This is a genomic window from Gemmatimonadaceae bacterium (assembly GCA_020846935.1).
Lineage (GTDB): Bacteria > Gemmatimonadota > Gemmatimonadetes > Gemmatimonadales > Gemmatimonadaceae > RBC101.
This window is the reverse complement of sequence record JADLCY010000012.1, coordinates 1-25054: the sequence shown is the minus strand read 5'-3', so window position 1 is coordinate 25054 and position 25054 is coordinate 1. Positions and strand designations below refer to the sequence as shown.

The 25054-nt window shown below is 68.3% G+C and carries 22 protein-coding genes; 8 read left to right on the top strand and 14 right to left on the bottom strand.

All coding sequences use genetic code 11. The features are described from left to right. Positions 1 to 73 precede the first annotated feature (73 nt). Positions 74 to 499, top strand: coding sequence for an Hsp20/alpha crystallin family protein (locus tag IT361_15265; protein ID MCC6319038.1), 426 nt, complete (start codon positions 74 to 76; stop codon positions 497 to 499). Positions 500 to 732: 233 nt separating this feature from the next. On the opposite strand, the gene IT361_15260 is transcribed toward IT361_15265, so the two are convergent. The 8 genes from IT361_15260 to IT361_15225 all read right to left on the bottom strand — a co-directional run bounded on the left by IT361_15260 (position 733) and on the right by IT361_15225 (position 8205). Continuing rightward, the gene (locus IT361_15260; protein ID MCC6319037.1) at positions 733 to 2073 is read right to left on the bottom strand and encodes an alpha-L-fucosidase; all 1341 of its coding nucleotides are present in this window, start codon (positions 2071 to 2073) and stop codon (positions 733 to 735) included. Between the two features lie 86 nt (positions 2074 to 2159). After that, positions 2160 to 2894 carry a hypothetical protein gene (locus IT361_15255; GenBank protein ID MCC6319036.1) on the bottom strand — a complete coding sequence of 245 codons (735 nt, stop codon included), beginning with the start codon at positions 2892 to 2894 and terminating at the stop codon, positions 2160 to 2162. Further along, positions 2891 to 3544, bottom strand: coding sequence for an HPP family protein (locus tag IT361_15250; GenBank protein MCC6319035.1), 654 nt, complete (start codon positions 3542 to 3544; stop codon positions 2891 to 2893). The genes IT361_15255 and IT361_15250 overlap by 4 nt, the downstream gene beginning before the upstream one ends. Then, the gene (locus IT361_15245; GenBank protein ID MCC6319034.1) at positions 3531 to 3776 is read right to left on the bottom strand and encodes a hypothetical protein; all 246 of its coding nucleotides are present in this window, start codon (positions 3774 to 3776) and stop codon (positions 3531 to 3533) included. The genes IT361_15250 and IT361_15245 overlap by 14 nt, the downstream gene beginning before the upstream one ends. Position 3777: 1 nt before the next feature. Continuing rightward, positions 3778 to 4290: a Rieske (2Fe-2S) protein gene (locus IT361_15240; GenBank protein ID MCC6319033.1), complete on the bottom strand. Its 513-nt coding sequence runs from the start codon at positions 4288 to 4290 to the stop codon at positions 3778 to 3780. After that, positions 4290 to 4907 carry a 4Fe-4S binding protein gene (locus tag IT361_15235; protein ID MCC6319032.1) on the bottom strand — a complete coding sequence of 206 codons (618 nt, stop codon included), beginning with the start codon at positions 4905 to 4907 and terminating at the stop codon, positions 4290 to 4292. The genes IT361_15240 and IT361_15235 overlap by 1 nt, the downstream gene beginning before the upstream one ends. Next, on the bottom strand, positions 4904 to 7126 hold the full coding sequence (locus IT361_15230) for a molybdopterin oxidoreductase family protein (protein MCC6319031.1): 2223 nt from the start codon (positions 7124 to 7126) through the stop codon (positions 4904 to 4906). The genes IT361_15235 and IT361_15230 overlap by 4 nt, the downstream gene beginning before the upstream one ends. A gap of 5 nt (positions 7127 to 7131) precedes the next feature. After that, the gene (locus tag IT361_15225) at positions 7132 to 8205 is read right to left on the bottom strand and encodes an MFS transporter (protein MCC6319030.1); all 1074 of its coding nucleotides are present in this window, start codon (positions 8203 to 8205) and stop codon (positions 7132 to 7134) included. Positions 8206 to 8771: 566 nt separating this feature from the next. Here IT361_15225 and IT361_15220 point away from each other — a divergent pair. From IT361_15220 to IT361_15205, 4 genes are all read left to right on the top strand, one after another. Beyond that, the gene (locus IT361_15220; protein MCC6319029.1) at positions 8772 to 9182 is read left to right on the top strand and encodes a DoxX family protein; all 411 of its coding nucleotides are present in this window, start codon (positions 8772 to 8774) and stop codon (positions 9180 to 9182) included. A gap of 88 nt (positions 9183 to 9270) precedes the next feature. After that, positions 9271 to 10230: a serine hydrolase gene (locus IT361_15215; GenBank protein ID MCC6319028.1), complete on the top strand. Its 960-nt coding sequence runs from the start codon at positions 9271 to 9273 to the stop codon at positions 10228 to 10230. Positions 10231 to 10664: 434 nt separating this feature from the next. Next, a complete protein-coding gene (locus tag IT361_15210) occupies positions 10665 to 11573 on the top strand; it encodes a DUF4097 family beta strand repeat protein (protein MCC6319027.1) in 909 nt (302 codons plus the stop codon). 219 nt (positions 11574 to 11792) lie between these two features. Further along, positions 11793 to 13349, top strand: a complete 1557-nt coding sequence (locus IT361_15205) for a M20/M25/M40 family metallo-hydrolase (GenBank protein MCC6319026.1) — start codon at positions 11793 to 11795, stop codon at positions 13347 to 13349. 19 nt (positions 13350 to 13368) lie between these two features. Here the strand turns inward: IT361_15205 and IT361_15200 are convergent, their stop codons facing one another. From IT361_15200 to IT361_15185, 4 genes are all read right to left on the bottom strand, one after another. Then, entirely contained in the window at positions 13369 to 14271 is a 903-nt protein-coding gene (locus tag IT361_15200) for a DMT family transporter (GenBank protein MCC6319025.1), read from the bottom strand. Positions 14272 to 14353: 82 nt separating this feature from the next. Continuing rightward, complete coding sequence (locus IT361_15195) at positions 14354 to 16117, bottom strand: cation:proton antiporter (protein ID MCC6319024.1); 1764 nt, start codon at positions 16115 to 16117, stop codon at positions 14354 to 14356. Between the two features lie 72 nt (positions 16118 to 16189). After that, the gene (locus tag IT361_15190) at positions 16190 to 18877 is read right to left on the bottom strand and encodes an ABC transporter permease (GenBank protein ID MCC6319023.1); all 2688 of its coding nucleotides are present in this window, start codon (positions 18875 to 18877) and stop codon (positions 16190 to 16192) included. Next, a complete protein-coding gene (locus IT361_15185; protein MCC6319022.1) occupies positions 18874 to 19215 on the bottom strand; it encodes a PadR family transcriptional regulator in 342 nt (113 codons plus the stop codon). The genes IT361_15190 and IT361_15185 overlap by 4 nt, the downstream gene beginning before the upstream one ends. Positions 19216 to 19484: 269 nt before the next feature. On the opposite strand from IT361_15185, the gene IT361_15180 reads away from it, so the two are divergent. The 3 genes from IT361_15180 (at position 19485) to IT361_15170 (ending at position 21414) form a co-directional block, all read left to right on the top strand. Beyond that, positions 19485 to 20003, top strand: coding sequence for an RsmD family RNA methyltransferase (locus IT361_15180; GenBank protein MCC6319021.1), 519 nt, complete (start codon positions 19485 to 19487; stop codon positions 20001 to 20003). Between the two features lie 96 nt (positions 20004 to 20099). Beyond that, positions 20100 to 20822, top strand: a complete 723-nt coding sequence (locus tag IT361_15175) for a DUF4331 family protein (GenBank protein ID MCC6319020.1) — start codon at positions 20100 to 20102, stop codon at positions 20820 to 20822. Positions 20823 to 20853: 31 nt separating this feature from the next. Further along, positions 20854 to 21414 (top strand): DUF4331 family protein, encoded by a 561-nt coding sequence (locus IT361_15170; GenBank protein MCC6319019.1) that lies wholly within the window; start codon positions 20854 to 20856, stop codon positions 21412 to 21414. 38 nt (positions 21415 to 21452) lie between these two features. On the opposite strand, the gene IT361_15165 is transcribed toward IT361_15170, so the two are convergent. After that, positions 21453 to 23348, bottom strand: a complete 1896-nt coding sequence (locus IT361_15165; GenBank protein MCC6319018.1) for an ATP-dependent DNA helicase RecQ — start codon at positions 23346 to 23348, stop codon at positions 21453 to 21455. Between the two features lie 76 nt (positions 23349 to 23424). After that, the gene (locus tag IT361_15160) at positions 23425 to 24621 is read right to left on the bottom strand and encodes a GGDEF domain-containing protein (protein MCC6319017.1); all 1197 of its coding nucleotides are present in this window, start codon (positions 24619 to 24621) and stop codon (positions 23425 to 23427) included. Positions 24622 to 25054: the final 433 nt, after the last annotated feature.

Genomic DNA, 25054 nt, shown 5'->3' with positions numbered 1-25054 from the left:
TTCGACAGCGCGAGGCCTGTCAGTCCGCCACGTCAGACACTCCCCCTACATCCCACGAAGGAGCTTGCATCCCATGGTTGCCATCACCCCATTCCACAGCGTCTTCGATCGTATGGTGAACCTCAGCCGTGCGATGGACTCGTTCGCCGACCGCGGCGCACCCGTGGCGACATGGTCGCCCGCACTCGATGCCGTGGAGAACGATCAGGCGTGGGTGCTCACCGTCGATCTCCCTGGCGTGCGCCGCGAGAACGTCGAGCTGACCTTCGAGCGCAACACGCTGACGCTCCGCGGTGAACGTCCGTCGAGCAGCACATCCGCTACGGACTCCACGCGTCTGTTCCTCGCGGAGCGCAGCTGGGGCACGTTCGAGCGGTCCCTTCGCTTTCCGCAGCACGTCAACGGCGAGGGCATTTCGGCCACGTTCGTCGACGGAGTGCTGACGGTGACGGTGCCCAAGAGTGAAGCCGCAAAGGCGCGGAAGATCGAGGTCGCATAGCACTCTCGATGGGCCGGGTGCCGCCTGACGCGGCGCCCGGGCCCCTGCGTGCGCCATGGGGGCGGGGATGCTTCCCGGGGCCAGACCGCCAGATCGAGGATCAGCTCCGAGGGCAGGAATCGGTCAGGACGTTTTCGCAAGTTGGGCGGAGAAAGCGCGTGGCCCATCCCGCATCGTCAGGCGACGCCAGCACCTGGCGTGGCTCTGCTCCTTCGATAAAACGGCTGCCCGTCTCAGCGCCGCGCGTCGCCTCCCGCCGCTCGGCTCAATCGAAGGACAACCACGCGATCAGGGACATTCGCCGGGATGTCCGGCAGGGTCAGCGTTACGCCCTCCGCGGTTTGTGCGACGCCGACGGTCGCACCGCCATCGAGCATGGCGGCGCCGGCGACACGAGCGCCTAACGGCGGGAGCGACAGCACGCGATCGGGCCAGTCGAGCACGTGGACGAAGACGCTGTCTCCCCGGCGTGTCGTCGAACCCCACTGACGGGGTGGCACCGGCCCGCGCCGCGTCCCGTGGATCGACGACCCGTACACGGCCATCCACTGGCCGACCTCACGCAACCGCGCCACGGCCTCGGGCTGGATCGTGCCGTCGGGTCGCGGGCCGACGTTGAGCAGGAGGTTCGCACCGTAACCTGCGGCACGTGCCAGGTAGTGGATGATCTCGCGCGTCGACTTGAAGCTGGTGTCGGTGATGTTGTAGCCCCACGAGCGATTCATCGTCAGTGACGTCTCGAGCGGCAGGTCGCTGATCGTCGACGTGTTCCATCCGGCAGTGTTCGACCCGGGAAGATCCTGTTCGAACGTCTGCACGTCCTCGTCAGGCAGTGGCGCCGAGTGGTGATTCGGGATGATCAGCGCTGCCGGTTGCAGACGGTGGATGAGACCGTACGTGCGCGCCAGCCGCCAGTCGGCGTCCGGCTTGTCCCACATGCCATCGAACCAGATGCCACCCAACGGTCCGTAATTGGTGAGCAGTTCTTCGAGCTGGCGATCCATGAAGTCGAGATACCGGGGCCACTCGCCGGACTCCGGGCGTCCGGTGCCCTTTCCCGTCTGCCCGCGCGGATAGTAGTCCGGCAGTCGCCAGTCGAGCTGCGAGTAGTAGAAGAAGAGCTTCAGGCCCTGCCGTCGGCACTCCTCGGCCAGTTCGCGCAGCGGATCGCGCTTGAAGAGCGTGTGGTCCACGATGTTGTACGGCGTCACCTTCGACCCGAACATCGAAAAGCCATCGTGGTGTCGCGCCGTGATCGTGATGTAGCGCATGCCGGCAGCCCTGGCGAGGGCGACCCATTCCCGCGCATCGAAGCGCACGGGATTGAACGTCGAGGCCAGCCACTCGTACTGCGGGACCCTGATCTCGCGATTGTTCATGACCCACTCGCCGGCGCCGAGCAGGCTGTAGACGCCCCAGTGGATGAACATCCCGAACCCGGCGTCACGGTACCACTCGCGCGCGGCGAGTCGTTCTGCGGGGACACTGCCCGTCGCCTGAGCCCGGAGGGACCCTGTCAGACAGGCGGCAGCGAGGGCGAGGGACGCGATGATCCGGCAGACGGGACGTGGCATGGCTGATCGGGAACGCGATGCGGTGAACATGTCGAGTCCGAGCGCGATGCAGAAGGATGCCGCGGCACGGGGGCGCAGCGCCCGCTTCATCCGACGCTCTGGCGGAGCGCATCGCCGAGGCTGGCCCAGAATCGCTGGGGCGTTCCGCGGGCTACCGGATGCGGTACGATCGCGAAGTGTGTGGATTCCCTGCACGCATGGAGCCAGCGCTGCCCTTCGGTCGTGCGCGCCTGCAGGGTCGTCCCCACAAGGCACGACCAGTCCGCGGTGTAGCCCAATCCGTAACACACCACCACACGCGCCGACGTCTGCATCAGCAGCGCACGCAGCAGCGTGATGCGTGGGCCACGCAGCGCCTCGGCGTACGTGCCACGGTCGGCGAGTTCCGGCAGCTGCGACGCGAGCGCACCGTATGGCCAGTGGGCGAGCCCTGGCGCCGGTAGCGGCAGCAGCTCAACGAGTGCCGAGTCACCGTGTGGCGTTCCCAGCTCGCTTGTCTGAGCGCGTCGAAGATCGGCAAGCGTCGCGGCTGCTCCGCGCCACGCCATGAGGATGCGCAGCAGCGGCGCCCACGTGCGCTGGAGAGGAAAGGGCGGAACGAAGTGTCGAGGCAGCCCGATCGCGTGGTGGTATGACGGCAGGTCCTCCAGCACCCTTCGACCGCGCGCGTCCCAGGCAAGCACGCGGCGCGAGAGTTCGGCGATGCCCTGACCGCTCCCTTCTTCCATGCCAACGAACCACAGCGGAGCAGCGGGATTCCCGTAGCCGGCGAACCGTCCCATGAACGCGCGAAGGACGTCTCCGTCGAGCACCGCCTTCATCCCGGGCTGCGCGCGCTCGGAACGTCGCCCGGCGATTGTCGTCGCGCCCACAGAGGGTACGGCAGCCCCGCCATGCGGTTGATTGCGATTGCCTGCAGCGTCAGGAGTGCGACCGCGACCTCGATCACGACCAGGTGCGCAGGCTTCGACACGACGCCGAGGGAAATGATGAGCGTCGTCGCACCCGCCGGCGGATGCGCCGCCCTGAACAGAATCATCAGGGCGCCAGTCGCACCCAGCGAGAGCGCCGCAGCGCCGACGCGAGGCAGGTCAACGCCGGTCGACATGGCCGGCCCGGCATCCGCCAGCCCGAACAACACGAGCGCCCCGTATCCACACACGATGCCGATGGCGTGTCCGATGATCGTGTGCCGCGGACTCGCTGTCGGTGCATTCGGCGTGAAGAAGAACAGGAACGCCGTGGGGCCAAGCGAGGGAAAAACAAACGGCGTACCCGTCACCATCGCCACGCCGGCCAGGAGCGCGATGGTGACGAAGCCGTTGATGAACATGAATGCGGCCCACACGGGACGCTCGGGAAAACGGCCGAGCAGTCGCGCGAGCCGCACGTGCCTGACGATGCCGCGGACGACGTCGGGCTCGAGTACATCGAGCGGCCCGCGTTCGCGGGGTGGTTCAGTCGCGCTCATGCGGCGCACGCCCGCTCAGCCTGCGATCAAAGTCGAGCGCGTACAGCAGGAGAGCCCCGTTGATTCCGAGCAGCACGACCGACGCCAGCGTCGCCGGCAGCAGGACCGCCTGCTGATCGCTCAGGGTTGCGTCGATCGCGGCGGCCAGCAGCCACAGCTGAATGACGACCAGGGTGCCGATCAGCACGCACATCGCCGTAAAGAGCGGAAGTCCCTGCCGAGGGGTGCCCATGTTACACGTCCCTCCCAACGGCATGTACCTCATCGCCCGACATCTCCAGGCGAATGCGTGGCAGCGGGCGGGTCGGAGGGCCACCGGTCGGAGCGCCGGTCGTTGCATCGAACCATCCGTGGTGGCACGGGCAGAACAGGCTGCCCTCTTCCGGTCGATGCACCACCGCGCACGACAGGTGAGTGCATACCTGCGAGTAGGCGCGAAGCGTTCCGTCCGTGTCGCGCAGCAGGATGCACGGATCATCTGCGGTGGGATACCGGAAGAGCACTGAACCGCCGGCCGGCACTGCCGAAGACTTCGTGATCAACTGACCCGGCCCTTCGACACGGGCCCGGTAGAACCACCGGCCGATGACGGCGACCGCGCCTGTCATGGCCGCGAGCAGCGCCGATCCCAATGTGAGGAACTTTGCCAACTCACGGCGCGTGATGTAGTGATCGCGCTCCCAGCCGATCGGGAAGTCCTCGCGCCAGCGCGGAACGGCGGGCGTCTCCTTCTTTTCGCTGTCCATCAGTGCATGTCCTCGAGTAGCGCGGCGACATCATCCGGCGGCGCCGCGTGCCTGCGCTCCAGGGGAACGAGCCCCACATCCAGTGCCGAGGATCCTTCGGGCACCATCACAAAGACCTTCGTGCGCACGACTTCGCGCCCAAAGCGGAATTGGTTGACGGGCGTCCCGTGCCGGCTCCGTTGCACCTCGTCGATCGGCGCGAACGTGATGGCCTGGGATGGGCACACGGTGGCGCACATCGGCTTGCGCCCGACACTCGTGCGATCGTAACACAGATCGCATTTCATCATCTGGTCGATCTCGGCGAAGTACTTGGGTACGCCGAACGGGCAGGCCATGACGCAGTTCGAGCACCCGATGCACCGCGGCTTGAGCGAACTCTGCACCACGCCGTCCGGCGTCTTCTTGATCGCGTCGGCCGGACACACACGGGCGCAGACGGGATTCTCGCAGTGCATGCACACCTGGGGCGCCGTCTGCACGCTGTCGCGCCGCCGAATGGTCTCCAGGTGTATCATCGATCGTCCGCGATGCGTGTCGCATTCGCCGCACGCCTGAACGCACGCCTGACAGCCGATGCAGCGCGAGTAGTCGAGCACCATCGCGTATTCGGTCATCGCAGCCCCCCGGCCTCGGGCGTGAGCGCGTGTGTCGCGTCATCGGCCGCGTCGAGCTTTTTCACTCGAGCGGCGCACACCTTGTACTCCGGGATGCGCGACACAGGATCGAGCGCGCGTACCGTGCAGGCGTTGGCGGCGCGGTCCAGCGGCCAGTGGTATGGCACGAACACCGTGTCGGGCCTGATGGTGTGCACGACCGACGCCCGCACGACGAGCGACCCTCGACGACTCTCCACCCGCACGATATCGCCGTCCTTCACACCAAGCGTCTCGGCGAGTCGCGGATGCATCTCGCAGAACGGCTGCGGGCACTGATCGACGAGCGGACCGATGCGGCGTGTCTGCGTCCCCGACAGGAAATGCGACACCACGCGTCCCGTGGTGAGGATCACGGGATACTCGGCGTCCGGTTCCTCGCGCTGTGGCCGCCACTCGACGACCTGAAGGTGCGCCTTGCCGTCGGCATGCCCAAAGCGCCCCCCTTCGTAGAGACGCGGTGTCCCCGGATGGTCGGCCGAGGGGCACGGCCAGAACACGCCGAACTGTTCGTCGATTCGCTCCCAGGTAATGCCGTAGTAGTCGGCGACCCCGCCTCGTGAGGCGACGCGCAGTTCGTCAAAGATCTCGCGCGCTGACTGGTGCGCGAACTTGTCTGCGGCGCCCAGACGACTGGCCAGGCCGCTCACGATCTTCCAGTCCTGCCGGGCATTGGCCGGCGGATCGACCGCTTGCCGGTGATGGATCACGCGTCCTTCGACGCTGGTCGTCGTGCCCTCGTCCTCTTCCATGAGGGCGCATGGCAGCACGACATCGGCATAGCGGGCGGTCTCGGACATGAAGAAGTCCGCGACCGCAAAGAACTCGAGCCGCTCGAACGCCTCGCGCATGAAGTTGCGGTCCGGCGCGGACACCATCGGGTTCGTGCAGAGCAGCAGCAGCCCGCGAATCTTCCCGGCGTGTGCAGCCTCGAGGATCTCGATGTAGGAGAGTCCCTTGCGCGGAATGGACGCTTCGCTCACGCCCCAGATGCCGGCGATGTGGCGCCGGTGCTCCGGGTTCTCGATGTCGCGTGCGCCAGGCAGCTGGTCAGACTTCTGCCCTTGTTCGCGACCGCCCTGGCCGTTGCCCTGGCCCGTGATCATGGCGTATCCGCACCCTTCGCGCCCGATACGCCCGGTGGCGACGACGAGGTTGATCGCCGCCATGCAGTTCTCGACACCCTTGGAATGGTGCTCGATGCCGCGCGCGTGCATGAGAAAGCTCGTTGGCGCCGGCCCCCAGATCTCGGCGGCCTTCACGATGAGCGACGCCGGCACCCCCGCAATCCGTGCTGCGTACTCCGGCGTGTACTTCGCGAGCGACTCGGCGAGGGCGTCCCAACCCGTGGTGTGCGCCGCGATGAACTCGTGGTCGATCCACCCACGTTCGATCATCACGTGCAGCATGCCGTTGAAGACGCCGATATCGCCACCCGGTCGCACCGGGATGTACAGGTCCACCGAGCGCGCCACCGGCGTCATGCGCGGGTCGAGCAGGATGATCTTCGCACCGCGCTCGCGCGCGTCCCACAGGTACTCGGTGGTGATCGGCGAGCACTCACCGATGTTGGAGCCGGCGACGAGGATCGCCTTGGCCTCGCGGATGTCGCTCCACGGGTTGGCGCTGCGATCGATGCCGAGGATCTTCTTGGAGGCCGCGGCAGCCGACACCATGCACAGGCGGCCGTTGTAGTCGATGTTCGCCGTTTGCACCGCCACGCGCGCAAACTTCCCCATCAGATACGCGCGCTCGTTCGTCATCGACGAGCCCGACAGGATGGCGAACGCGTCCTTGCCGTAGGCCTCCTGGACGCGGCGGATTTCGGACGCCGTGCGGTCGAGGACAGCGTCCCACGAACTCTCACGGAAGCCCTGCCCCTCGGAGCGCTCCAGCGGTTGCAGGAGGCGGTCCGGGTGTTCGTTCTGGAGGTATCGCTTGACGCCCTTGGGGCACAGCTTGCCCCTGTTGAACGGAAACTCCTCCCACGGTTCGAATCCGATCACCCGGTTGTCGCGAACCTTGAGCTGCAACCCGCACTGCTGACCGCAGAAACAGCAATGCGTCTTCACCAGCCGGTCCGGCGTGGCGGTCGCCGTCCAGCCGCCCGGCGGCACATCGTTGCGGTGCGGCCCGAACTGGTGCACCAGGTGCTCGATGGAGGCGGGGAGCTTCGCCATGAGGTCTAGCCTGCCTGCTCGTGCCTGGCGCCGCGGATGAGGTGATCCTGCGTGAGCGCCAGACCCTTGCGACGACACGCGGGGCACACGTCCTGGTAGTGCACGCCAGCGCCCATGTCGTAGTCGATGCCGAGCGCCGCCTCGACCTGCTTGAGATCGTCGATGTGGAGCTGCGTGGCGAACGGTTCCCCGCAGCGGGCGCACGAGGCCGGTCCTCGCTCGGCGCCGGCCTTTCTATAGAAGTCGAGGCTCAATTGGGCAGGCCGCTGAAAGATGTGAAAGAACTTGCCGAATGGCAGATAGAGCAGCGTGAAGATGACCGTGACCGCGTGGAACTGCGCCAGGAATCCGTAGTGGAACCCGTGCAGCAGGCGCGCCGACACCGTGAGCAGCAGCCCGGTGGTGGAGATCGCGAAGAGGAGGATCAGCGGCATCAGGTCATTGGCGAATTGCTGCACGCTGAGCGCGCCACGGTCACGCATGCGCCGCCAGAGCGCGAGGAAGACTCCGCCAAGCACCAGGAACGCGGAGATCACGAGCACGTTGAAGGCCAGCTCGGCCCGGATGGTACCTAACGGGAACTCCGCGACCCTGATGCCAAAGGCGTACGCCTCATACAGCGCCTGCGAATCGCGCGTGGTTTCGAAACGGATCCAGCCAAACGACAGCGGGAACGTGACGAGTGCGGCGAGGATGCACCCCCAGAAGATGCCGGCGTGAGCCGCCCAGCGCAGCGGCGACCTCCGCTCGATGAACTTCTGCGCGATGATGTTGTCCCAGGCCAGGCGCACGAGCCGCAGGACGTTCCCGGGCAACCGACTCGGCGTCAGGAAGAGCTGCCACCCCCGGCGCCAGTACAACCGCGTGGGCGGCCGACTGAGCCACATCGAGTAGCGGTACGCAATGCCGAATGCTGCGAACACCGACGCGGCCGCGTAGGGAACGAGCGCCACGTCGAAGTCCCTGAACCTTCGGCTGCCCACGTAGATGCCGAGCAATAGCACGGCTGCCACCAGCAACCCGGTGAACATCGCGCGTCGCGGCTCCGGGGAACCGGTCCGGTCAGGGGCGGACGTCATCGCGCGCCCGGAGGAAAGGCCGCGGTACCAACAGGCAGATCGAGGCTCATGGCAAGGCGCACCCGGAGAATATCCACGCCGAATCGCCAGGGAGCAAACACCCTGCGCTTGCGTGGCCTGCCCCGCGAATCGCGCGCAGGGCCGCGCGAACTGCATCAGCGTGACGGGTGAGGCGATCGCGTTCGCTGTGAGCCAGCCGTCGACCTCGAGTGCATCCTCGCTGTTCAGTCCGCTGGATCGACTCGCGAAGTGGTCGTATCGCAGCATCACACGGGCAGCGCGAACGAACGCCGGGTCGCGCATGCAGGATCGCTGCGCCGCGGCAGACGAGGCACAAAGGAGCGCGCCAAGCCCCACGACTCCGATCGACGGCCCGCGGCGATCACCTTGCATGACGCACGCCGAAGGCGATTCGACTCATGCTTAACGTCGCGTGTTGCGTGGCGTCTGTGAGGGAGGACTCAGCGCGTTCATCCACGCTGCGTTGACGCACGCGTGTCCGCGCGCTAGGTACCGCGGACCCCGGAACCGCCCCACCGTTTCATTTACCAGCGAGGTTTGCCGCAGTGACCGCACCGACCGAGCGCCGATATGCCGATTTTGCCCTTGCGGCCCTCCGCATCGCGGCCGGCCTGACCTTCTTTTCCCACGGTGCGCAAAAGCTGCTCGGCTGGTTCGGCGGCTTCGGGCCCGATGGCGGGACCGTGGAACTCATGACCCGATACGGCGCCGCGGGCACCATCGAGCTGGTTGCGGGCCTCGGCATCGTCCTCGGCCTCTTCACGCGCCCACTGGCGTTCCTCGCGTCCGGGCAGATGGCCGTGACCTACTTCTGGATGCACATGGGCTCCAGCGGTCAGGTGTTCTGGTGGCAGAACCGCGGGGAGCTGGTCATGGTCTATTCGTTCCTGTGGCTGTTCTTCGCGGCATGGGGCGCCGGGCCGTACAGCGTGGACCATTGGCGCGCGCGACGGTGAGGCACGATCAGGCCTCGACCCTCGAGGCCTGAGCCAGCGGACGCGCGCAGCGGCTTTCGGAGTGCGCTGCTGCGCGCGAAGTTCGGCCATGCGCTTCCCTCCTGTCTCCGTGGGACCATCCAGCGCCCGGTGCGCGGTCGCGGTCTGCGCCCTGCTGTTCTCCTCTGCCGCCTGGGCACAACCCGCTCCCCGCGCCGAGCTCACGGAGAAGTTCCGCGCGCAGCTTGCGGCGATCGCCCAGCGCACCAACGGCGTCGTAGGCATCGGCGTGATCGACCTCACCACCGGTGATCGCATCGGCGTCAACGACTCGGCGACGTTCCCGCAGGGCAGCGCGATCAAGGTGTCGATCCTGCTGGAGCTGTTCCGGCAGCGGGACGCGGGCGCGCTCCGGCTCGACGAGCGGGTGGCGATGCGCGCCGCCGATCGCGCAGGCGGGTCTGGCATCACGCAGTACTTCGGTGACGGCGCGTCTGCGCTGTCCCTGGGTGACCTCGCCGTCCTGATGATCGTGCTCTCCGACAACACGGCGACCAACCTGCTGATCGACCGCGTGGGCATGGAGCGCGTCAACGCGCTGATGCAGCAGCTCAGGCTTCCCGGCATTCGGCTGCAGCGTCGCATGATCCGGCCGGCGGAGAGCGCTGCGGGCCGCGAGAACGTGGCGACTCCGGCGCAGGCCGCTCAGCTGCTGCAGCGTCTGCACGCATGCGACCTGCCAATCTCAAGGGCGTCGTGCGAGGAGGTTCGCCGCATCCTCGAGATTCCCAAGGCTGGTTCGGTCCCGGCCAGCCTCCCCGGCGACGTCAGGGTCGCGTGGAAGGGAGGGAGCGTCGAAGGGGTGGAGACGGCATGGGCGCTGGTGGCGCTCCCCGGTCGCCCCTACGTGATCACGGTCATGGTGACATACGGCGACGCCGCGGAGGCGCTCGCCGCGATCCGACAGGTGGCGGACGCCAGCTGGGAGTACTTCCGCCGCCTCGCGCGCGCCTCGGCGTACGGGGTCCGCGTACCGTTGTCGCTCGTAGACTCGATTCGGACGCCCTGAGTTCAAACGTTCGGGACGAGCGAATGTGAGCGGACCTGGGCGGTGCGGCCGGCGCGAGGGCGGCCGTTCCGTTGTCGCACGTGAGCGCGATTCGGACGCCCCTGAGTTCAAACGTTCGGGACGAGCGAATGTGAGCGGACCTGGGCGGTGCGGGCAGCGCGAAGGCGGCCGTTCCGTTGTCGCACGTGAGCGCGATTCGGACGCCCCTGAATTCAAACGTTCCGGAACGAGAGGGTGTGAGAGGACCTTGGCGGTCGGGCCGGGCGCGAGTGCGGCGGCTCCGTTGTCGCACGTGAGCGCGATTCGGACGCCCCTGAATTCAAACGTTCCGGAACGAGGGAGTGTCCGAAGGGGCCAGGGCGGTGCCACCGACGCGAGTGCGGTGGCGCCGCGGCGTCCACGACACGGCGACTCCTGTCTCCACTTTCGATCTCATGAAGACCACGACCCTCCCCCTTCTGCTGGCGACCCTGGCCATCGCGTCGTCGGCTCGCGCGCAGAACATCGTTGGGCGCGCTGATCGCACGTTTACGCACAGCGCGCGCATTGGCGCCGGTGACGACGTCCGCATCTTCGCACCACAGGGCACGATTACCGTCACGGAGGGGTCGGGCAACACCATCGAGTACCGCGCCGAGAAGGTGCGCGGGGACGCGGAAGACATCGGGTTCATCGTGCGCCCGCTGGCAAACGGCATCACGATCTGCGCCGTGTACGACGAAGACGACGAGTGCAACGACGACGGGGTGCGCTCGAACCGTCGGCGCACCTGGCGCAGCGGGAACAACCGGGCGCGGGTCGAGGTCACCGTGTCCGTCCCCGCGGGCACGCGGCTCCGGGTCTCGTCAGGCAGCGGCGACGTTTCCGTCACGACGGCCGCAACGGAAGCGCGAGTGGCGAGCGGCAACGGCAAGGTGCGTGTGAACGGGATCCGCGGTCGAGTGGAGGTGTCGAGCGGCAACGGCGCCGTGACCGTCGACGACGTCACGGGCCCGGTCTCCGCAAACTCGGGCAACGGCGACGTCTCCATCGGCACGGTGAACGGCCCGGTCAGCGCCTCGTCAGGCAACGGCGATATCCTCGTGTCGATGGACCGGCTCACCGGCACGGGCGACCTGGAGTTCACGTCGGGCAATGGTCGCATCGAAGTGACGGTCCCAACCGACTTCTCCGCCGAGGTGCAGGCGTCCACCGGCAACGGGCGCATCACCACGGACTTCCCGATCCAGCTGGTCGGTCGCATCTCGCCGACGCGCCTGCGCGGCACGATTGGCGATGGCCGTCGCAAGTTGACGATGACAACGGGCAATGGCTCGATGGAGATCCGGAAGGGCGCGAGGTAGCGAACCGGGCCACCAGCGTCGGACGCGAGGCGCGGGACCGCACGTCGACGCTTGGGGCGACTCGTTCGCTCGGCGTGTCGGGTGCGGTGGCGGTGGCCACCGAGGGCACCGAGGGCACCGAAGCCGAGGCGGCGGTTCGCTCGGCTCGCGCCGGAGCCGCGGCACTGACGATCGCGCGCCGACGGTCTAGCTTCATCGGGTCCCCCACCCAGCCGCCGCATGCGCCGGATCGCATCGCTCGCTCTCCTGTCCCTGATCACCGTGCGCGGTGTATCCGCGCAGTCCTCCCCCGGCGCGGACGCACGAGCTGCGGCACGGGCCTGGCGCGAAGGGCACGAAAGCGAAATCCTCCGCGAGTTCGTGACGCTGTTGTCGATGCCGAACGTCGCGTCGAACGTCACGGACATCCGCAGGAATGCGGATCTGCTCATGCGCATGCTTCGCGCGCGCGGCGCAGAGGCGCGGTTGCTCGAACTCGGCGACGCACCACCGTCGGTATACGGTGAACTCAGGGCGCCGGGCGCGACGCGCACGGTCGTGCTGTACGCGCACTTCGACGGCCAGCCGGTGAACCCTGCGCAATGGGCGGGGGCACCCTTCACTCCTGTACTCCGCGACAAGGCGCTGTTCGACGGTGGCCGCGAGATACCCTTCCCAACAACCGGCCAACACGTCGACGGCAACGCGCGCATCTACGCGCGCTCGGCGAGCGACGACAAGGGATCGATCATTGCCATGCTCACGGCGCTGGATGCACTCAGGGCGCGCGGACAGGGACCGTCGCTCAACATCAAGTTCTTCTTTGAGGGTGAAGAGGAAGCCGGCTCCGGTCACCTGCAGGGCATCCTCGAGAAGTACCGGGATTTGCTGAAGGCCGACGCGTGGCTCTTCTGCGACGGCCCGGTACACCAGAGCGGCGCGCAGCAGCTGGTCTTTGGACTGCGGGGGGTTACGGGGCTGGAACTCACCGTGTACGGGCCCACGCGGCCGTTGCACTCCGGCCACTACGGCAACTGGGCGCCCAATCCGGGCGCACTGATCGCCAACCTCGTGGCTTCGATGCGCGACGACGACGGTCGCATTCGCATCGCGTCGTTCTATGACGACGTTCGTCCGCTCACCGACGCCGAGCGGCGCGCCATCGAGGCCCTGCCGCCGGTGGACGCCGCGCTTCGCGCCTCACTCGGCCTGGCCCACACCGAGGCCAACGATTCGCTGCTTGCCGCGCGCATCATGCTGCCGGCCCTCAATGTCCGCGGCATCCAGGTGGGCGGGGTGCAGGATCTTGGCGCGAACGTCATCTCCACCGAAGCCCACGCCTCGTTCGACTTCCGCCTCGTACCGGGGCAGACGCCGGCGCGCGTGCGCGCGTTGGTCGAAGCACACGTCCGCGGCCAGGGCTACCACATCGTGAGCGACACCCCGAGCGTGGCGGAGCGTCGTCAGTACACGAAGATCGCTCGCCTGAGCTGGGAGGCCGGGTATCCCGCGCAGCGTGCTTCCATGGACGACGACTTCGCGTCCGCGCTGATCACCAGTCTTGGAGACGGCGCCGAGCGTGCACCACTGCTCGTCCCCACGCTCGGCGGCAGCGGGCCGTCGTACCTCTTCACCCAGGTGTTTGGCGTGCCTGTGATCACGTTGCCGATCGCCAACCACGACAACAATCAGCACGCGGCCAACGAGAACCTTCGCGTGCAGAACCTGTGGAATGCGATCGAGCTCTATGCCGCGCTGCTACGCGGCCTGGGAACGCGCTGGAAGCCGGTGTCGTAGGGCGAACGCACGCTCCCTGTCATGACCCCTCGGTCGCCTGGCTGCTGAACACCAGCGCCACCGCACTGCCGATGATCAGTGCCGCGCCAAGCAGCGTCCAGGCGCCTGGCAGTTCGCCGAGCAGGATCGCGCCCCACACACCGGCAAAGACCACCTGCAGGTAGCCGGTCGTCGTGGCACGCGCAGCGGTTTCGAGTTGCAGGCCGCGCGTCATGTACGTTTGCGCGATCTGCGTGGTCGTACCGGCGCCGATGAGCAACGCCCAGTCCAGCGGCCCGGGCATCGTCCATTGCCCGCTGGACAGGAGCAGCGACGCCGGCACGGCCACCAGCGGCAGATAGAGCACGACGACGCTCGGCGGTTCGCTCGAACCGATGCGGCGCACCACCGCGTAGGCGCTGCCACTGAAGAAGGCACCGGCAAGGCCGATCAGGACGTTCACCGGTAGCAGCGCGGTCGCCGACGTACCGAAGAGAGCAGCCGGTCGCGTGATGCAGATGACGCCAACGAGCGCCAGCGCCATGCTCCCCAGTTCGGCCCGCCCCACCCGTTCCCGGAGCCAGATGCCCGCAATGAGCGTGGCGAAAACCGGGTTGGTGTACTGCAGCAGGTTGGCTTCGGCCAACGGATTGTTGACCAGCGAGTGGTAGAATCCAAAGAGCCCGAGCGTCCCGAACAGGCCACGGAGGAGCAAGAGGCCGCGCTGCGTGCCCAGCATCGGTCGCACGCGTGCCCGCCGCACCGCGGCATAGCTCAACACCAGCGTGACCACGGTGCGAAACAGGATGATCTGCATCGCCGGCATCCGCTGGCCGGCCACCTTGACCAGGAGCCCCATGATCGAGAACCAGAAGGCCCCGATGGCCATGGCGCGTATGCCGGGCGAGATCGGGCGTGCCCGCACACCCACGGGGGCGCTCACGGTCCTGGGCTCCACATGGCGCGCAGTCTAACGACCCCGGGCGCCGGGGCGTACTGCCTCATGTGCAGGATCACACGCTCGACTAGGCGTCGATAGCGGCCCGATGGGCTCGACCGAGCACCTCGTCCACCGGGGTGTGCGTCGCACCACGATGGCGCAGCATGTCGTAGTGATCGCGCCGCGCGGCGGCCGCGGTCTCCCGGATCTTCTCGTCGGGCACGTCGTAGCGACGCAGCACGCGGGCGAAGATCTCGAGCGACGTCTCGAACTCCTCCGGCACCACTTCATCGGCGCCGAGCCGCTGCAGCTCGGCGATCTCGGAGACGTAGCGCGTGCGGGATACGATGTGCACGTCCGGATTGAGGTGACGCGCCACCGCGACCGCGCGCCGCTCGTCGTTGGCCGCGGCGAGGCAGAACACCACCACACGCGCCCGCGCCACGCCGACCCGGTCGAGCACCTCGCCGCGCGTCCCGTCGCCAAAGATCACCATCTCGCGATCGAGGCGCGCCTGCCGCACGACCTGCCCGTTCGACTCGATGACGGCGTACGCGATGCCCGCCCGACGCAGCGCCCGCGCCACGTTGCGACCGTTGAGGCCGTAGCCAACGATGATGACGTGGTCGGCAAGCGGACGCACCGCCCTCGCCTCACGCGTCGCGAACTCCATCGTCGGCATGGCCCGGAACCGGAAAATCCAGTCAGCGATCGCCGGCGCGGCTCCGGTGAGAAACGGCGCGGCCAGCATCGTGAGGATCGACGCGCCGAGGAAGACCTGGTAGTCATCGCTGGCCAGCAAGCCGAGCGTGACGGCGCTGCTGGCCAGCACGAACGAAAACTCGCCAACCTCGGCAAGCCCGATCCCCGCCAGGACGCCGACGCGCTGCGAGCGCCGCACGTAGCGCACGACCAGATAGTTGATGCCCGTCTTGAGCACCACGATGCTGAGCGCAAAACCGGTGACCGCCAGGGCGTGCGACGCGAAGAAGCGCACGTCGAGCAGCATCCCGACCGACGTGAAGAAGATGCCGCTGAACGCGTCGCGGAACGGCAGCACGTCGCTCAGCGCCTGCAGCCCGTATTCCGACTCGGCGATGATGAGCCCCGCGAGAAAGGCGCCGAGCGCGAGCGACATGCCGAACGACTGCGTGAGGAACGCGGCGCCGAGCCCGATGGCCAGCACCGTGAGCGTGAAGAGTTCGCTGTTCCGCTGGCGGACGACCCGGTGCAGCACCCACGGGACCGCCGACCGCCCCACGCCGATGATCGCGAGCGCGACCACGGCCGTGAGTGCAATGCCCCGGACCGCCGCACCACCGCCTTGCTGCGAGCCGGCAAGGATCGGCATGAGCAACATCAGCGGCACCACGCACAGATCCTGGAACAGCAGGATCGCGATCGCGATGCGGCCGTGCGCGCTGTCCAGCTCGCCCCGATCGGCGTAGACCTTGAGCACGATGGCCGTCGACGAGAGGGCCACGAGGATGCCGTACAGCAGCGCGCGCTGCGGGTTCGCGCCGAACAGCATCCAGATGCCCATGAACGTGCCGACGGTGAGCACGAGCTGTGCGGCGCCGCCCCGCAGCACCACGCCACCCATCTTCACGACCTTGGAGAGCGACAGTTCGAGCCCGATCGCGAACAGCAGCAGCACCGAGCCCACCTCGGCGAGCGTGTTGACCGAGTCGAGCTGGGAGACGAGGCCGAACGCATTGGGGCCGATCGCCACGCCGGTGATCAGGAACCCGACGAGCGATGGGACGCGCAGGCGGTGAGCGAGCAGCACCACCGGGACCGCGACCATCACGAGGATGACGAGGTCCCGGAGGATGGGGATGTCATGCATGCCACAAGCCTACGACCACACGTGGTCCGCTGGAAGCACTGAGCCCCCAGCGGCCGCGCCGACCGCCGACGCTCAGCTGCGGATGGCCACCAGTGGGGAGGTCACGGCCGCACGGCGTGCCGGGAGCCACGACGACAGGAGCGCCACGCCGGCGACGGCAAGCGGAACCACCACGAACGTGAGCGGATCGAAGCGCGACACACCATAGAGGAGGCTGGCGAGCACGCCGGAGCCCGCCGCCGCGGCCGCGACGCCAGCGGCCACGCCGACCAGTGCCAGCAGCGCCGTCCCGCGCAACACGAGCCCGATCACCTCGAGACGGGTGGCGCCTAACGCCTGCCGGATGCCGATCTCCCGCGTGCGCTGCACGGCCGCGTAGCTCACCACGCCGTGTACCCCGACCACCGCCAGCACGATCGTCACCAGCGCAAACGCACCGAGCACGAACATCGCGAACTTTCGCTGGGCGAGCGTGTCGGCCAGCGTCGCGCTGAACGGCTCGATGCCGAACACCGCGAGCTGTGGATCGATGGCCGCGATCGCGCCCCGTACCGGCGCGGCGAGGGTCGATACGTCTCCCCTCGTGCGCACGAGGAGGACGCCGGTCGCGCTCGGGATCTGCGCGAGCGGCACGTACGCCGCCGGCGGCGCCGCCGTCGTCAGGCCGTGGATCCGCTCGTCGGCCACGACCCCCACGACGCGTCGCCGGATGCCCCAGAACTCGATCTCCTGGCCCACCGGATCAGCGCCGCCAAAGAAGCGCCGCGCCGCCGTCTCGTTGATCAGCGCCACCGCTGGCCCGCTCGCGTCGTCGCCCGCGCCAAAGCCGCGGCCCGATGTGCGCGCCAGTCCCATCGTCTCGAAGTAGCCCGGCGAAACCAGCCGCAGCGAAATCTCCGGCCATCCGCTGGCTTCGGCCTCGCGCCCGACCACGCGCCATGAGTTGGTGAAACCGGCGTCGAGCGGATGGGCCGCGGCGATGGCCGCAGACTGCACACCGGGGATCGCCGCCGCCTGCGCCAGCAGTCGATCGGTGAACTGCGTGATCTCCACGAACCGCGGGAACTGCGCGAAATCGCGCGGATAGCGCGCGCTTGGCAACACGTATTGCGCCTTGAGCACGCCAGCGCTCGTGAATCCGGGGTCGATCCGCATCACCTGCGCAAAGCTCCGCGTCACCAGGCTGGCGCAGATGGCGAGCGCAACGCACAGCGTGAGCTGCACCACCACCAGGCCGTCACGAAGCCGAACGCCGCCGCGCGACATGCCCGTCGCGTTCCCTTCACCCTTGAGCACCGCCATCGTGTCGCTGCGAAACGCCGACACGACGGGCACCAGGCCGAAGATGAGCCCCACGACGGCACCCACGAGGAACGTGAGCGCCACGGCTCGCCAGTCGAGCGAGGCGCCATCGAGGCGCGGCACATCGGCGGGCCCGTACGTGCGCAGCAGCCGCAATACGAACCACGCCGCACCCAGTCCGGCCATCGTGCCAAGGCCCACCAGCACGGCACCCTCGGCGATGAACTGCCTCGTCAGGCGCACGGAGGAGGCCCCAAGGGCACCGCGCAGCGCAACTTCGCGCACGCGCGCCGTGCCCCGGGCGAGCAGGAGGTTTGCGACGTTCACCGTCGCCACTACCAGCAGCAGCGCCACCGCGGCCAGAAGCACGTTGAGCAACGGGCGACTCGGGCCGAGGACCACGTCATCGAAGGACTCCACGTGAACGCCGCGCGCGGCATTCTCCGGGTAGGTACGTTCCAGTTCGGCCGCGATGGCGCCCAGGTCCGACTGCGCCGTGACGACCGTGGCTCCCGGCGCGAGCCGGCCAAAGGCCAGCAGCGGATGCGTGGAGCGCGGGTAGCGCTGCGGGTCGCCCTGCACCGGCACCCAGAGGTCCACCGGCCCCGCCGGCGTGTACGGTTGATGGTACGCCGCACGCTGGTTCATTTGATCGATGCCGAAGTCCGCGCCGTCGGGGACCACGCCGATGATCTGCGTCTGCGCCTCATCGACCAGGATCGTGCGACCAATGACTCCCGCGTCGGCGCCGAACCGCACACGCCAGAGCGACTCTCCGATCAGGGCAACGGCAGGCCCGCCCGGCACGTCTTCGGCGTCGGTAAAGGCGCGGCCGATGAGCGGACGGACTCCAAGCGTCTGAAACGTGTTGCTCGTGGCGGCGACGATCGTGGCGCGCGATGGCTCCGCCCCTGCGATCGCCAGGCTGGCCTGCGCGCCGATGATCGCGGCGGCCGACGTGATCGTACGCGATCGCGCGCGGAAGTCGACGAGGTCGGGCCAGGCGATGGGCTCGCGCGTGGTACCGCTCGCCGAGTCGGTGCCCCAGAGCATGACGAGCCGCTCGGGCTCCGCGAACGCCGCCGGCCGGAGCAGCACGTGGTCGACGACGCTGAAGATCGCGCTCGTCGCGCCGATCCCGAGCGCAAGCGTCACGGTGACGACCGCCGTGAACACCGGGTGCGCGAGGAGCTGGCGCACGCCAAAGCGCACGTCGCGCGCAAGGTCGTCGATGAACAGCGTGCCGCGCGCCTCACGCATGTCGTCCCCCAGCCCGCGTACGCCGCCAAAGTGCGCCCGCGCCCGACGGCGGGCTTCGTGAGGGGCCGCGCCTTCGCGTTCGAGGCGCTGCGACAACATGTCGAGGTGGAACTGCGCTTCCTCGTCGAACTCCCGATCCGCGCGGCGGCGGTCGAACAGCGCGCCCAAGCGGCGCGCGATGGCGGCGATGAAGGTCATGTGACGGCTCCGGCCCAGTCGAGGATGGCGTTGACCACACCCGACGCGCGCTGCCACGCCGCGCGCTCGGCGACCAGGTGCCGGCGACCGGCGGCTGTCAGGTCGTAGTAGCGCGCCCGCCGGTTGTTTTCGGTCGTGCGCCACGCCGAGGTGATGTACCCCTGTCGCTTGAGCCGCTCGAGCGCCGGATAGAGCGAGCCCTGATTGATCATCAGCTGCTGGCGCGACATCTGCTCGAGCCGCAGCGTGATGCCCCACCCGTGCATGGCCTCGAGCGACAGCGTCTTGAGTATGAGCAGGTCCAGCGTGCCCTGGAGCAGGTCGGTGCGAGCGGCCACGTGCGCGTTCCTCTCGATAGTCGAGAGTACAATAGGGGTTGCTTCTCTCGACCGTCAAGGGGAGCGACGCGGGTTGACGCGCGTCGTCGCCATGCGCGGAAGATGGACTCCAACACGTGCGGCAGCTTCGCGCACGCGTCCTCGCTGTATCGACGGCGTTCTGTCAGTATGCGGAGGAACCATCCGCGTATGTTTGTGGACGTGATGCTGAATCGACTCCCTGGTCCTGAACGCCGCTCGCCCGAACGGCGAGGGGCCGGCGCTGCCACATGAGGATCGTCGGCGGACGCTTTGCCGGGCGCGACCTCACCTCGCCCAACGACTTTCGCGTGCGGCCCACCGCCGAACACGTGCGCGCGGCCTGGATGGACCTCCTGGCCGCCGACCTTCCCGGCGCGCGCGTGCTCGACCTGTTCGCCGGCACTGGCGCGCTTGGCCTCGAAGCGATCTCGCGCGGGGCCAGCCGAGCCGACTTCGTGGAATCACGACCGGCGAGCCTGCACGCGCTCAAGGCCAACGTGGTCGCGCTGCGGCTGCGCGACGTGACCCGCGTGTTCAAGCGCGATGCCCTCCCCTTCGCGGCCGCGCTCGAGCGCGATGCGTACGACGTTGCGTTCGTCGATCCGCCCTACGAGTCGCGCATGCTCGACCGCGTGATCGCGCACTGGCTCGACACCGGCTTTGCCAGCGTGCTGACGGTCGAGCACGCCAGGCGACACGTGCTCCCCGCCGGCGGCGCGGTCGCCGCGTTCGATGAAACGCTCGTCACGACGTACCGCCGACCCTGAGCGTCCCGTCCCACCCGCGCACTCGGCGCAGCGGCGCAATCCGTTCCACGACCCGAGTCGTAACCGTGGTCACACTACTCTCAGGAGGAGAGGACCATGGCACGCGCATCCACCTGGCGGCGGCTCGGGCTCACCCTGGGGTTCGGCGGACTCGCGGCGCTCGGCGTTGCCGGAGCGTTGCGGGCTTCCGATCACCAGGACACCGCGGAAGTTGAGCTGCAGCAGCTCCCCGACATCAACGACGTCTACGCCTTCCCGGGGCGCAACGCGAATCGCGTCGCGCTGATCGTCACCACCGCCTCGCCGGTGACGCCGGCGCAGTCGGCCACGATCGGCTTCGATCCGGACGCGTTGTATCAGATCAAGGTCGACCGCACCGGTGACGCGGTCGAGGATCTCGTGTTCCAGCTCGTGTTCACCGGCAAGGGACGCAATCAGACGGTGAGCCTGTACGGGCCCGCCGCGCCCACCACTACCGGCAAGGATAACACGCTGTTGCCGGGCCGTCCGCGCCTGACTGGGCCAACCAACACGCTGCTGGGATCGATGAACGGCATTCAGCTGCAAGCCGGCCTGTTCGACGACCCGTTCTTCATCGACCTGGAGCAGTTCTTCCGCATCCTGCCGGACCGGCGGCCGCTTCGTGGTCCGCTGTCGCCGTTCCCCGATCCCGCGACGTCGTTCCGCAATCCGGGCATCGACTTCCTGCGCGGGTTCAACGCGCTCGGCATCGCGATCGAGTTGCCGGAAGAGCTGCTGCTTGGCGCCAACGCCCCGAGCGATCCGGTGCTCGGCGTGTGGGCCACGACGAGCAAGTGAACCACCACTCATCGAGACCGAGGATTCCAACATGCGAATGATCAACCTGCGCGGCCTGGCGGCGATCGCCACGGTGCTGCTCGCCGCCTGCGATCGCGAGACCATGGCCACGGGACCGACCGTGGAGCCCCAGGCCGCGGTGACCACCGCGCGCGTCTACCACCAGCTCGAGCGACTGGGCAATCCGCTGGTGAGCGAGGTGACGGTGGTGAAGGCGCGCCACCATCTCTACAACATGGGACAGCCGAGTGCCGATGTTGCGGCGTTCACCGGAGACGTATCCGGGTTCGTCACGGGCGTCGCGGGCCGCGATGCCGCGTATGCGGGCGCGATCGCCGGGGCGCTGTTGCCCGACATGCTCCTGCTCTATCCCAAGCGCGACGGCAAGCCGGTCTTCTGGCTGAGCTGGGTGTTCGGCGGCTACGGCGGCCGCTCGCTGAGCGACGACGTGGTCGACATCGGCCTCGGCGCGATCTTTGGCACGCTGCTGGGCAATCCGAACAACGTCACGCCTGGGCTGGTGAGCGACAACGTGCCGGTGAACGATTCGCCGTTCGGCACGACGTTCCCCTATCTCGCTGCGGCTCACTAGGTGTTTCTCCCGGGACGGGGCACCGTCCCCGTCCCGGGCTACTCGCCGCGCCGGATCACGGCCAGCAGCTGCTCGCCGTAGCGCGCGGCCTTGGCCGGGCCGATCCCGTAGATCCCGTCGAGCTGTCGCAGGGTACGCGGGCGCGCTTCGGCCAGTTCGCGCAGCGTGCGATCGCTGGCGATCACGTAGGGCGGCACGTGCTCGGCGCGCGCCAGCTCGAGCCGCCGAGCGCGCAACGCTTCGAACATCGACGTGCTGGCCGGATCCAGCTCCGTCGCGGGTGCGGCGCGGCGAGTCCGACTGCCCGTCCGTATCGCCGACGACGACACCGGTGTGTCCGGCGGAAGCAAGAACCGGATCGGGCCGCTGCCGAACAGCACCGCCTTGCCAGCGGGCGTCAGCAGGACGACGGGGCGGTCGCCGGTGGTGAAGTCGACCCAGCCCGCAGAGACACAGCGCCGCAGCAGCTTGAGCAGCCAGTCTTCGTTGCGATCGCGCATGGCGCCAAAGGTGCGCGTGTCCTGGAGTCCCGATCGCTCCAACCGCGGATCGCGTGCGCCGGCCAACAGCTTGACCGCCGCCTGGAGGCCAAAGCGGCCGTGCATGCGGGCCACCGCGCTCAGCGCCTTGCGCACCGCCGTGGCGACCGTCTCTGCGTCGGCGTCCGGTTCGTCGAGCGCGGTACACGCATCGCAACGACCGCAGCCGGATAGTGTTTCGGCCTCATCGCCGAAGTAGCGCAGGATCGCATCGTGACGGCAGGTGCCGCCTTCGGCCCAGCGCATGAGTTCGAGAAAGAGCCCCCACCGATGCTGCACGCGCGCCGGATCCGGCGGCACGCCGTCGGTAGGCAGTTCGAGGAGCCGGCGGCGCAAGGGCAGGTCGCCGGGACCGGTACACAGCACGCCGGTCGCCGGGGCGCCGTCGCGACCGGCTCGGCCGACCTCCTGGTAGTACGCCTCGATGGATCCCGGCGGCGCGAGATGGATCACCGCGCGCACGTCCGGTCGGTCGATCCCCATGCCGAAGGCGTTCGTGGCGACGATCACATCGAGAGCGCCATCACGAAAGCTCGACTGTGCGCGGGTGCGTGCCGCGCCATCGAGGCCTGCGTGGTACGCCGCTGCGCGCCAGCCCGCGCCTTCGAGGCGCGCGCATTCCTCCTCGGTCTGCTTGCGGGTCGGTGCGTACACGATGGCGGTGCCGCGCCCCGCGTCCGGCGCGCCGAGTGCTTCGCGCAACGCGGCGTCGACGACGCGCGCGACGTCGCCGGCGGTGCGCGTATCGTGGACCCGCAGTCCGAGGTTGGGCCGCGCAAAACCGCGGATGAGCTGCGGCGTGTCGGCGGGAAGACCGAGCCGAGCAACGATTTCGTCGCGCACGATGGGTGTGGCGGTAGCGGTGCACGCGAGCACCCGCGCCTCCGGCAGGTCGGCGACGAGGTCACCGATCTGCAGATAGTCCGGCCGAAAGTCGTGACCCCACTCGGAGATACAGTGCGCTTCGTCGATGGCGAGCAGCGGACACTCCAGATCTCGTGCGAGCGCGCGAAAGCCGGGAAAGGCGAGGCGCTCAGGGGCGACGTAGGCGAGCGAAAAGGCGCCGCGGGCGAGGGCCGACATGCGCCGACGTACCTCGTCGGCATTGAGTGTCGCGGCGAGGAACGTGGCGCTGACGCCGCGAGCCTCGAGCGCAGCCACCTGGTCGTGCATGAGCGAAACGAGCGGCGAGACCACGAGGGTCGTGCCACCGAGCACCATCGCCGGGAGCTGAAATGTCAGGCTCTTGCCGCCGCCGGTGGGCGCGATGAGCAGCAGGCGGCGTTGGGTGAGGATCGTCTCGATGGCCTCGCGCTGGCCGGGACGAAAGGCGTCGTGGCCCAGCCGATGGAGGGCTGCCTCGAGGTCCGTCAGGTCGATCGTCGCGCCGCGCATCGGCGCAACTTCACGAGGTGCGGGCCCGCGGCGCAACCGATGTGCGCGATTCTGATGTGTGCTCGGCGCGTTCGGTTCAGTCGGCGGCGGGGCGCGCGAGCCCCGGTGGACCGACGACGCGGTTGCGTCCGTCGTTCTTGGCTTCGAAGAGCCGCCGATCGGCCGTCGCCATGAGGTCGCCCACCGTCGCGCCGTCTTCGGGCCAGGTCGCGACGCCGGCGCTCACGGTGATGTGCACCGGTCGCGCGTCACCGATCTCGTGGGGCGCGGACTGAATCGCCTGCCGGATGCGTTCGGTGCGATCGAGTGCCTGCTCCGGATCGGTCTCGCGGAGTAGCACCACGAACTCCTCGCCGCCGTACCGGGCCACGAGATCGCTGCGCCGCACCGAGAGCTGCATGGCATTCGCGACGTTCCGCAGGGCCACGTCGCCGGCCGCGTGTCCAAAGCGATCGTTGAACTGCTTGAAGAAATCGACGTCGATCATTGCCACGGCCATCCGACCGCCGAACCTCGCGGCGCGGGCGATTTCGCTGGGGATGTAGTCGTCGAAGAATCGCCGGTTGAACACGCCGGTGAGCGGATCGGCGTTCGACAGCTCGCGCTGCTTCTGGATGCCGCGCACGATGTAGACGTTGAGCAGCGTGGCCACGCCGAGCAGGATGAGCCTGGACACCTGGTCGGACCACAGAAACACGCCGTACGCGCCGGCCGGCGTCGCTTGATCGAGGGGGTAGGTGAAGGCCACGAACGCAACGACCGCCGAGAACTGCAGCATGCACATCAGGCCGGTGACGAGCGCGACACGCTTGTCGAAGCGGAGCGCGGTGGCGCCGAGCGCGAGGAAGTAGGTGTCGAAGGTGACCTTGCTGTTGACGACGACGTGCGGATCGGTGACGAAGGCGAAGGAGAGATTCGCGGTGGAGATCAGCGTCACGTCGAACAGCGACGTGGCGAGCGGGAGCCACCGCTGCCGCTGATCGCGCGCAACCATGATGTAGACGACGATCGCGAGCACGAACGCGGTGATGTTGATCGAGAGCCCGGTGACGTGCTGTGCGCGTTCGGCGGGCGTGAGCAGCACGTTCGCGATCGGGATGAGGAGCAGGATGGCGGTCAGGATCACGCGGATACGCGCGATGAGCATCTCGCCGGCATGACCCGCATCGAGGAGAAAGCGCTCCGGCGGCTCCCAGAACCGGCGCCATCGCGCCCCGAGTCCGGGGCGGGCGCCGTGGATGCGAGTGACGACTTCTGGAGAGAGCGAGGGCACGCCGAGTGGCCTGGGGAACGAGCGTCCGTTGTGGGCGAATCTACGACACGCCTGTGCACGTTCCAGCGCGCAGCCCCACAATGCCCGGACGACCGGCGGGCCGCGGCGTCAGCGGGCTTCGATGCCGCGTGGCGCTGGCCGTACGTTGGCGAACCCCGCGTGGCCGGTTCCTCGGTCCGGCTACGCCTTAAGTCCTCGAGCGTCGCTCGTTGCGCCGGCGTCCCGGACGATTGGCGGGCGGCGGCAGCGGGTTTTGATGCCGCGTGGCGCTGGCCGCGCGTTCGCGATCCGAGGGTGGCCGGTTCCCCCATCCGGCTACGCCTTTGCTGGCAGGATAGTGAGTCACCCTCTCTCGCCACCTGCCATGCTCGCCGTTTCGATCCTCGTTTCCACCCTCGGCGCGACCGCGGCCGCTCGGCCTCGTGAGTGTCCT

What these genes read in the sequence shown, in the direction of transcription:
- IT361_15215 (MCC6319028.1), top strand. Translation starts at nt 9,271, where the DNA reads ATGCGCTTCCCTCCTGTCTCCGTGGGACCATCCAGCGCCCGGTGCGCG.
- IT361_15190 (MCC6319023.1), bottom strand. Translation starts at nt 18,877, where the DNA reads ATGACCTTCATCGCCGCCATCGCGCGCCGCTTGGGCGCGCTGTTCGAC.
- IT361_15205 (MCC6319026.1), top strand. Translation starts at nt 11,793, where the DNA reads ATGCGCCGGATCGCATCGCTCGCTCTCCTGTCCCTGATCACCGTGCGC.
- IT361_15180 (MCC6319021.1), top strand. Translation starts at nt 19,485, where the DNA reads ATGAGGATCGTCGGCGGACGCTTTGCCGGGCGCGACCTCACCTCGCCC.
- IT361_15165 (MCC6319018.1), bottom strand. Translation starts at nt 23,348, where the DNA reads ATGCGCGGCGCGACGATCGACCTGACGGACCTCGAGGCAGCCCTCCAT.
- IT361_15195 (MCC6319024.1), bottom strand. Translation starts at nt 16,117, where the DNA reads ATGCATGACATCCCCATCCTCCGGGACCTCGTCATCCTCGTGATGGTC.
- IT361_15170 (MCC6319019.1), top strand. Translation starts at nt 20,854, where the DNA reads ATGCGAATGATCAACCTGCGCGGCCTGGCGGCGATCGCCACGGTGCTG.
- IT361_15175 (MCC6319020.1), top strand. Translation starts at nt 20,100, where the DNA reads ATGGCACGCGCATCCACCTGGCGGCGGCTCGGGCTCACCCTGGGGTTC.
- IT361_15260 (MCC6319037.1), bottom strand. Translation starts at nt 2,073, where the DNA reads ATGCCACGTCCCGTCTGCCGGATCATCGCGTCCCTCGCCCTCGCTGCC.
- IT361_15265 (MCC6319038.1), top strand. Translation starts at nt 74, where the DNA reads ATGGTTGCCATCACCCCATTCCACAGCGTCTTCGATCGTATGGTGAAC.
- IT361_15250 (MCC6319035.1), bottom strand. Translation starts at nt 3,544, where the DNA reads ATGAGCGCGACTGAACCACCCCGCGAACGCGGGCCGCTCGATGTACTC.
- IT361_15210 (MCC6319027.1), top strand. Translation starts at nt 10,665, where the DNA reads ATGAAGACCACGACCCTCCCCCTTCTGCTGGCGACCCTGGCCATCGCG.
- IT361_15255 (MCC6319036.1), bottom strand. Translation starts at nt 2,894, where the DNA reads ATGAAGGCGGTGCTCGACGGAGACGTCCTTCGCGCGTTCATGGGACGG.
- IT361_15245 (MCC6319034.1), bottom strand. Translation starts at nt 3,776, where the DNA reads ATGGGCACCCCTCGGCAGGGACTTCCGCTCTTTACGGCGATGTGCGTG.
- IT361_15225 (MCC6319030.1), bottom strand. Translation starts at nt 8,205, where the DNA reads ATGACGTCCGCCCCTGACCGGACCGGTTCCCCGGAGCCGCGACGCGCG.
- IT361_15240 (MCC6319033.1), bottom strand. Translation starts at nt 4,290, where the DNA reads ATGGACAGCGAAAAGAAGGAGACGCCCGCCGTTCCGCGCTGGCGCGAG.
- IT361_15230 (MCC6319031.1), bottom strand. Translation starts at nt 7,126, where the DNA reads ATGGCGAAGCTCCCCGCCTCCATCGAGCACCTGGTGCACCAGTTCGGG.
- IT361_15235 (MCC6319032.1), bottom strand. Translation starts at nt 4,907, where the DNA reads ATGACCGAATACGCGATGGTGCTCGACTACTCGCGCTGCATCGGCTGT.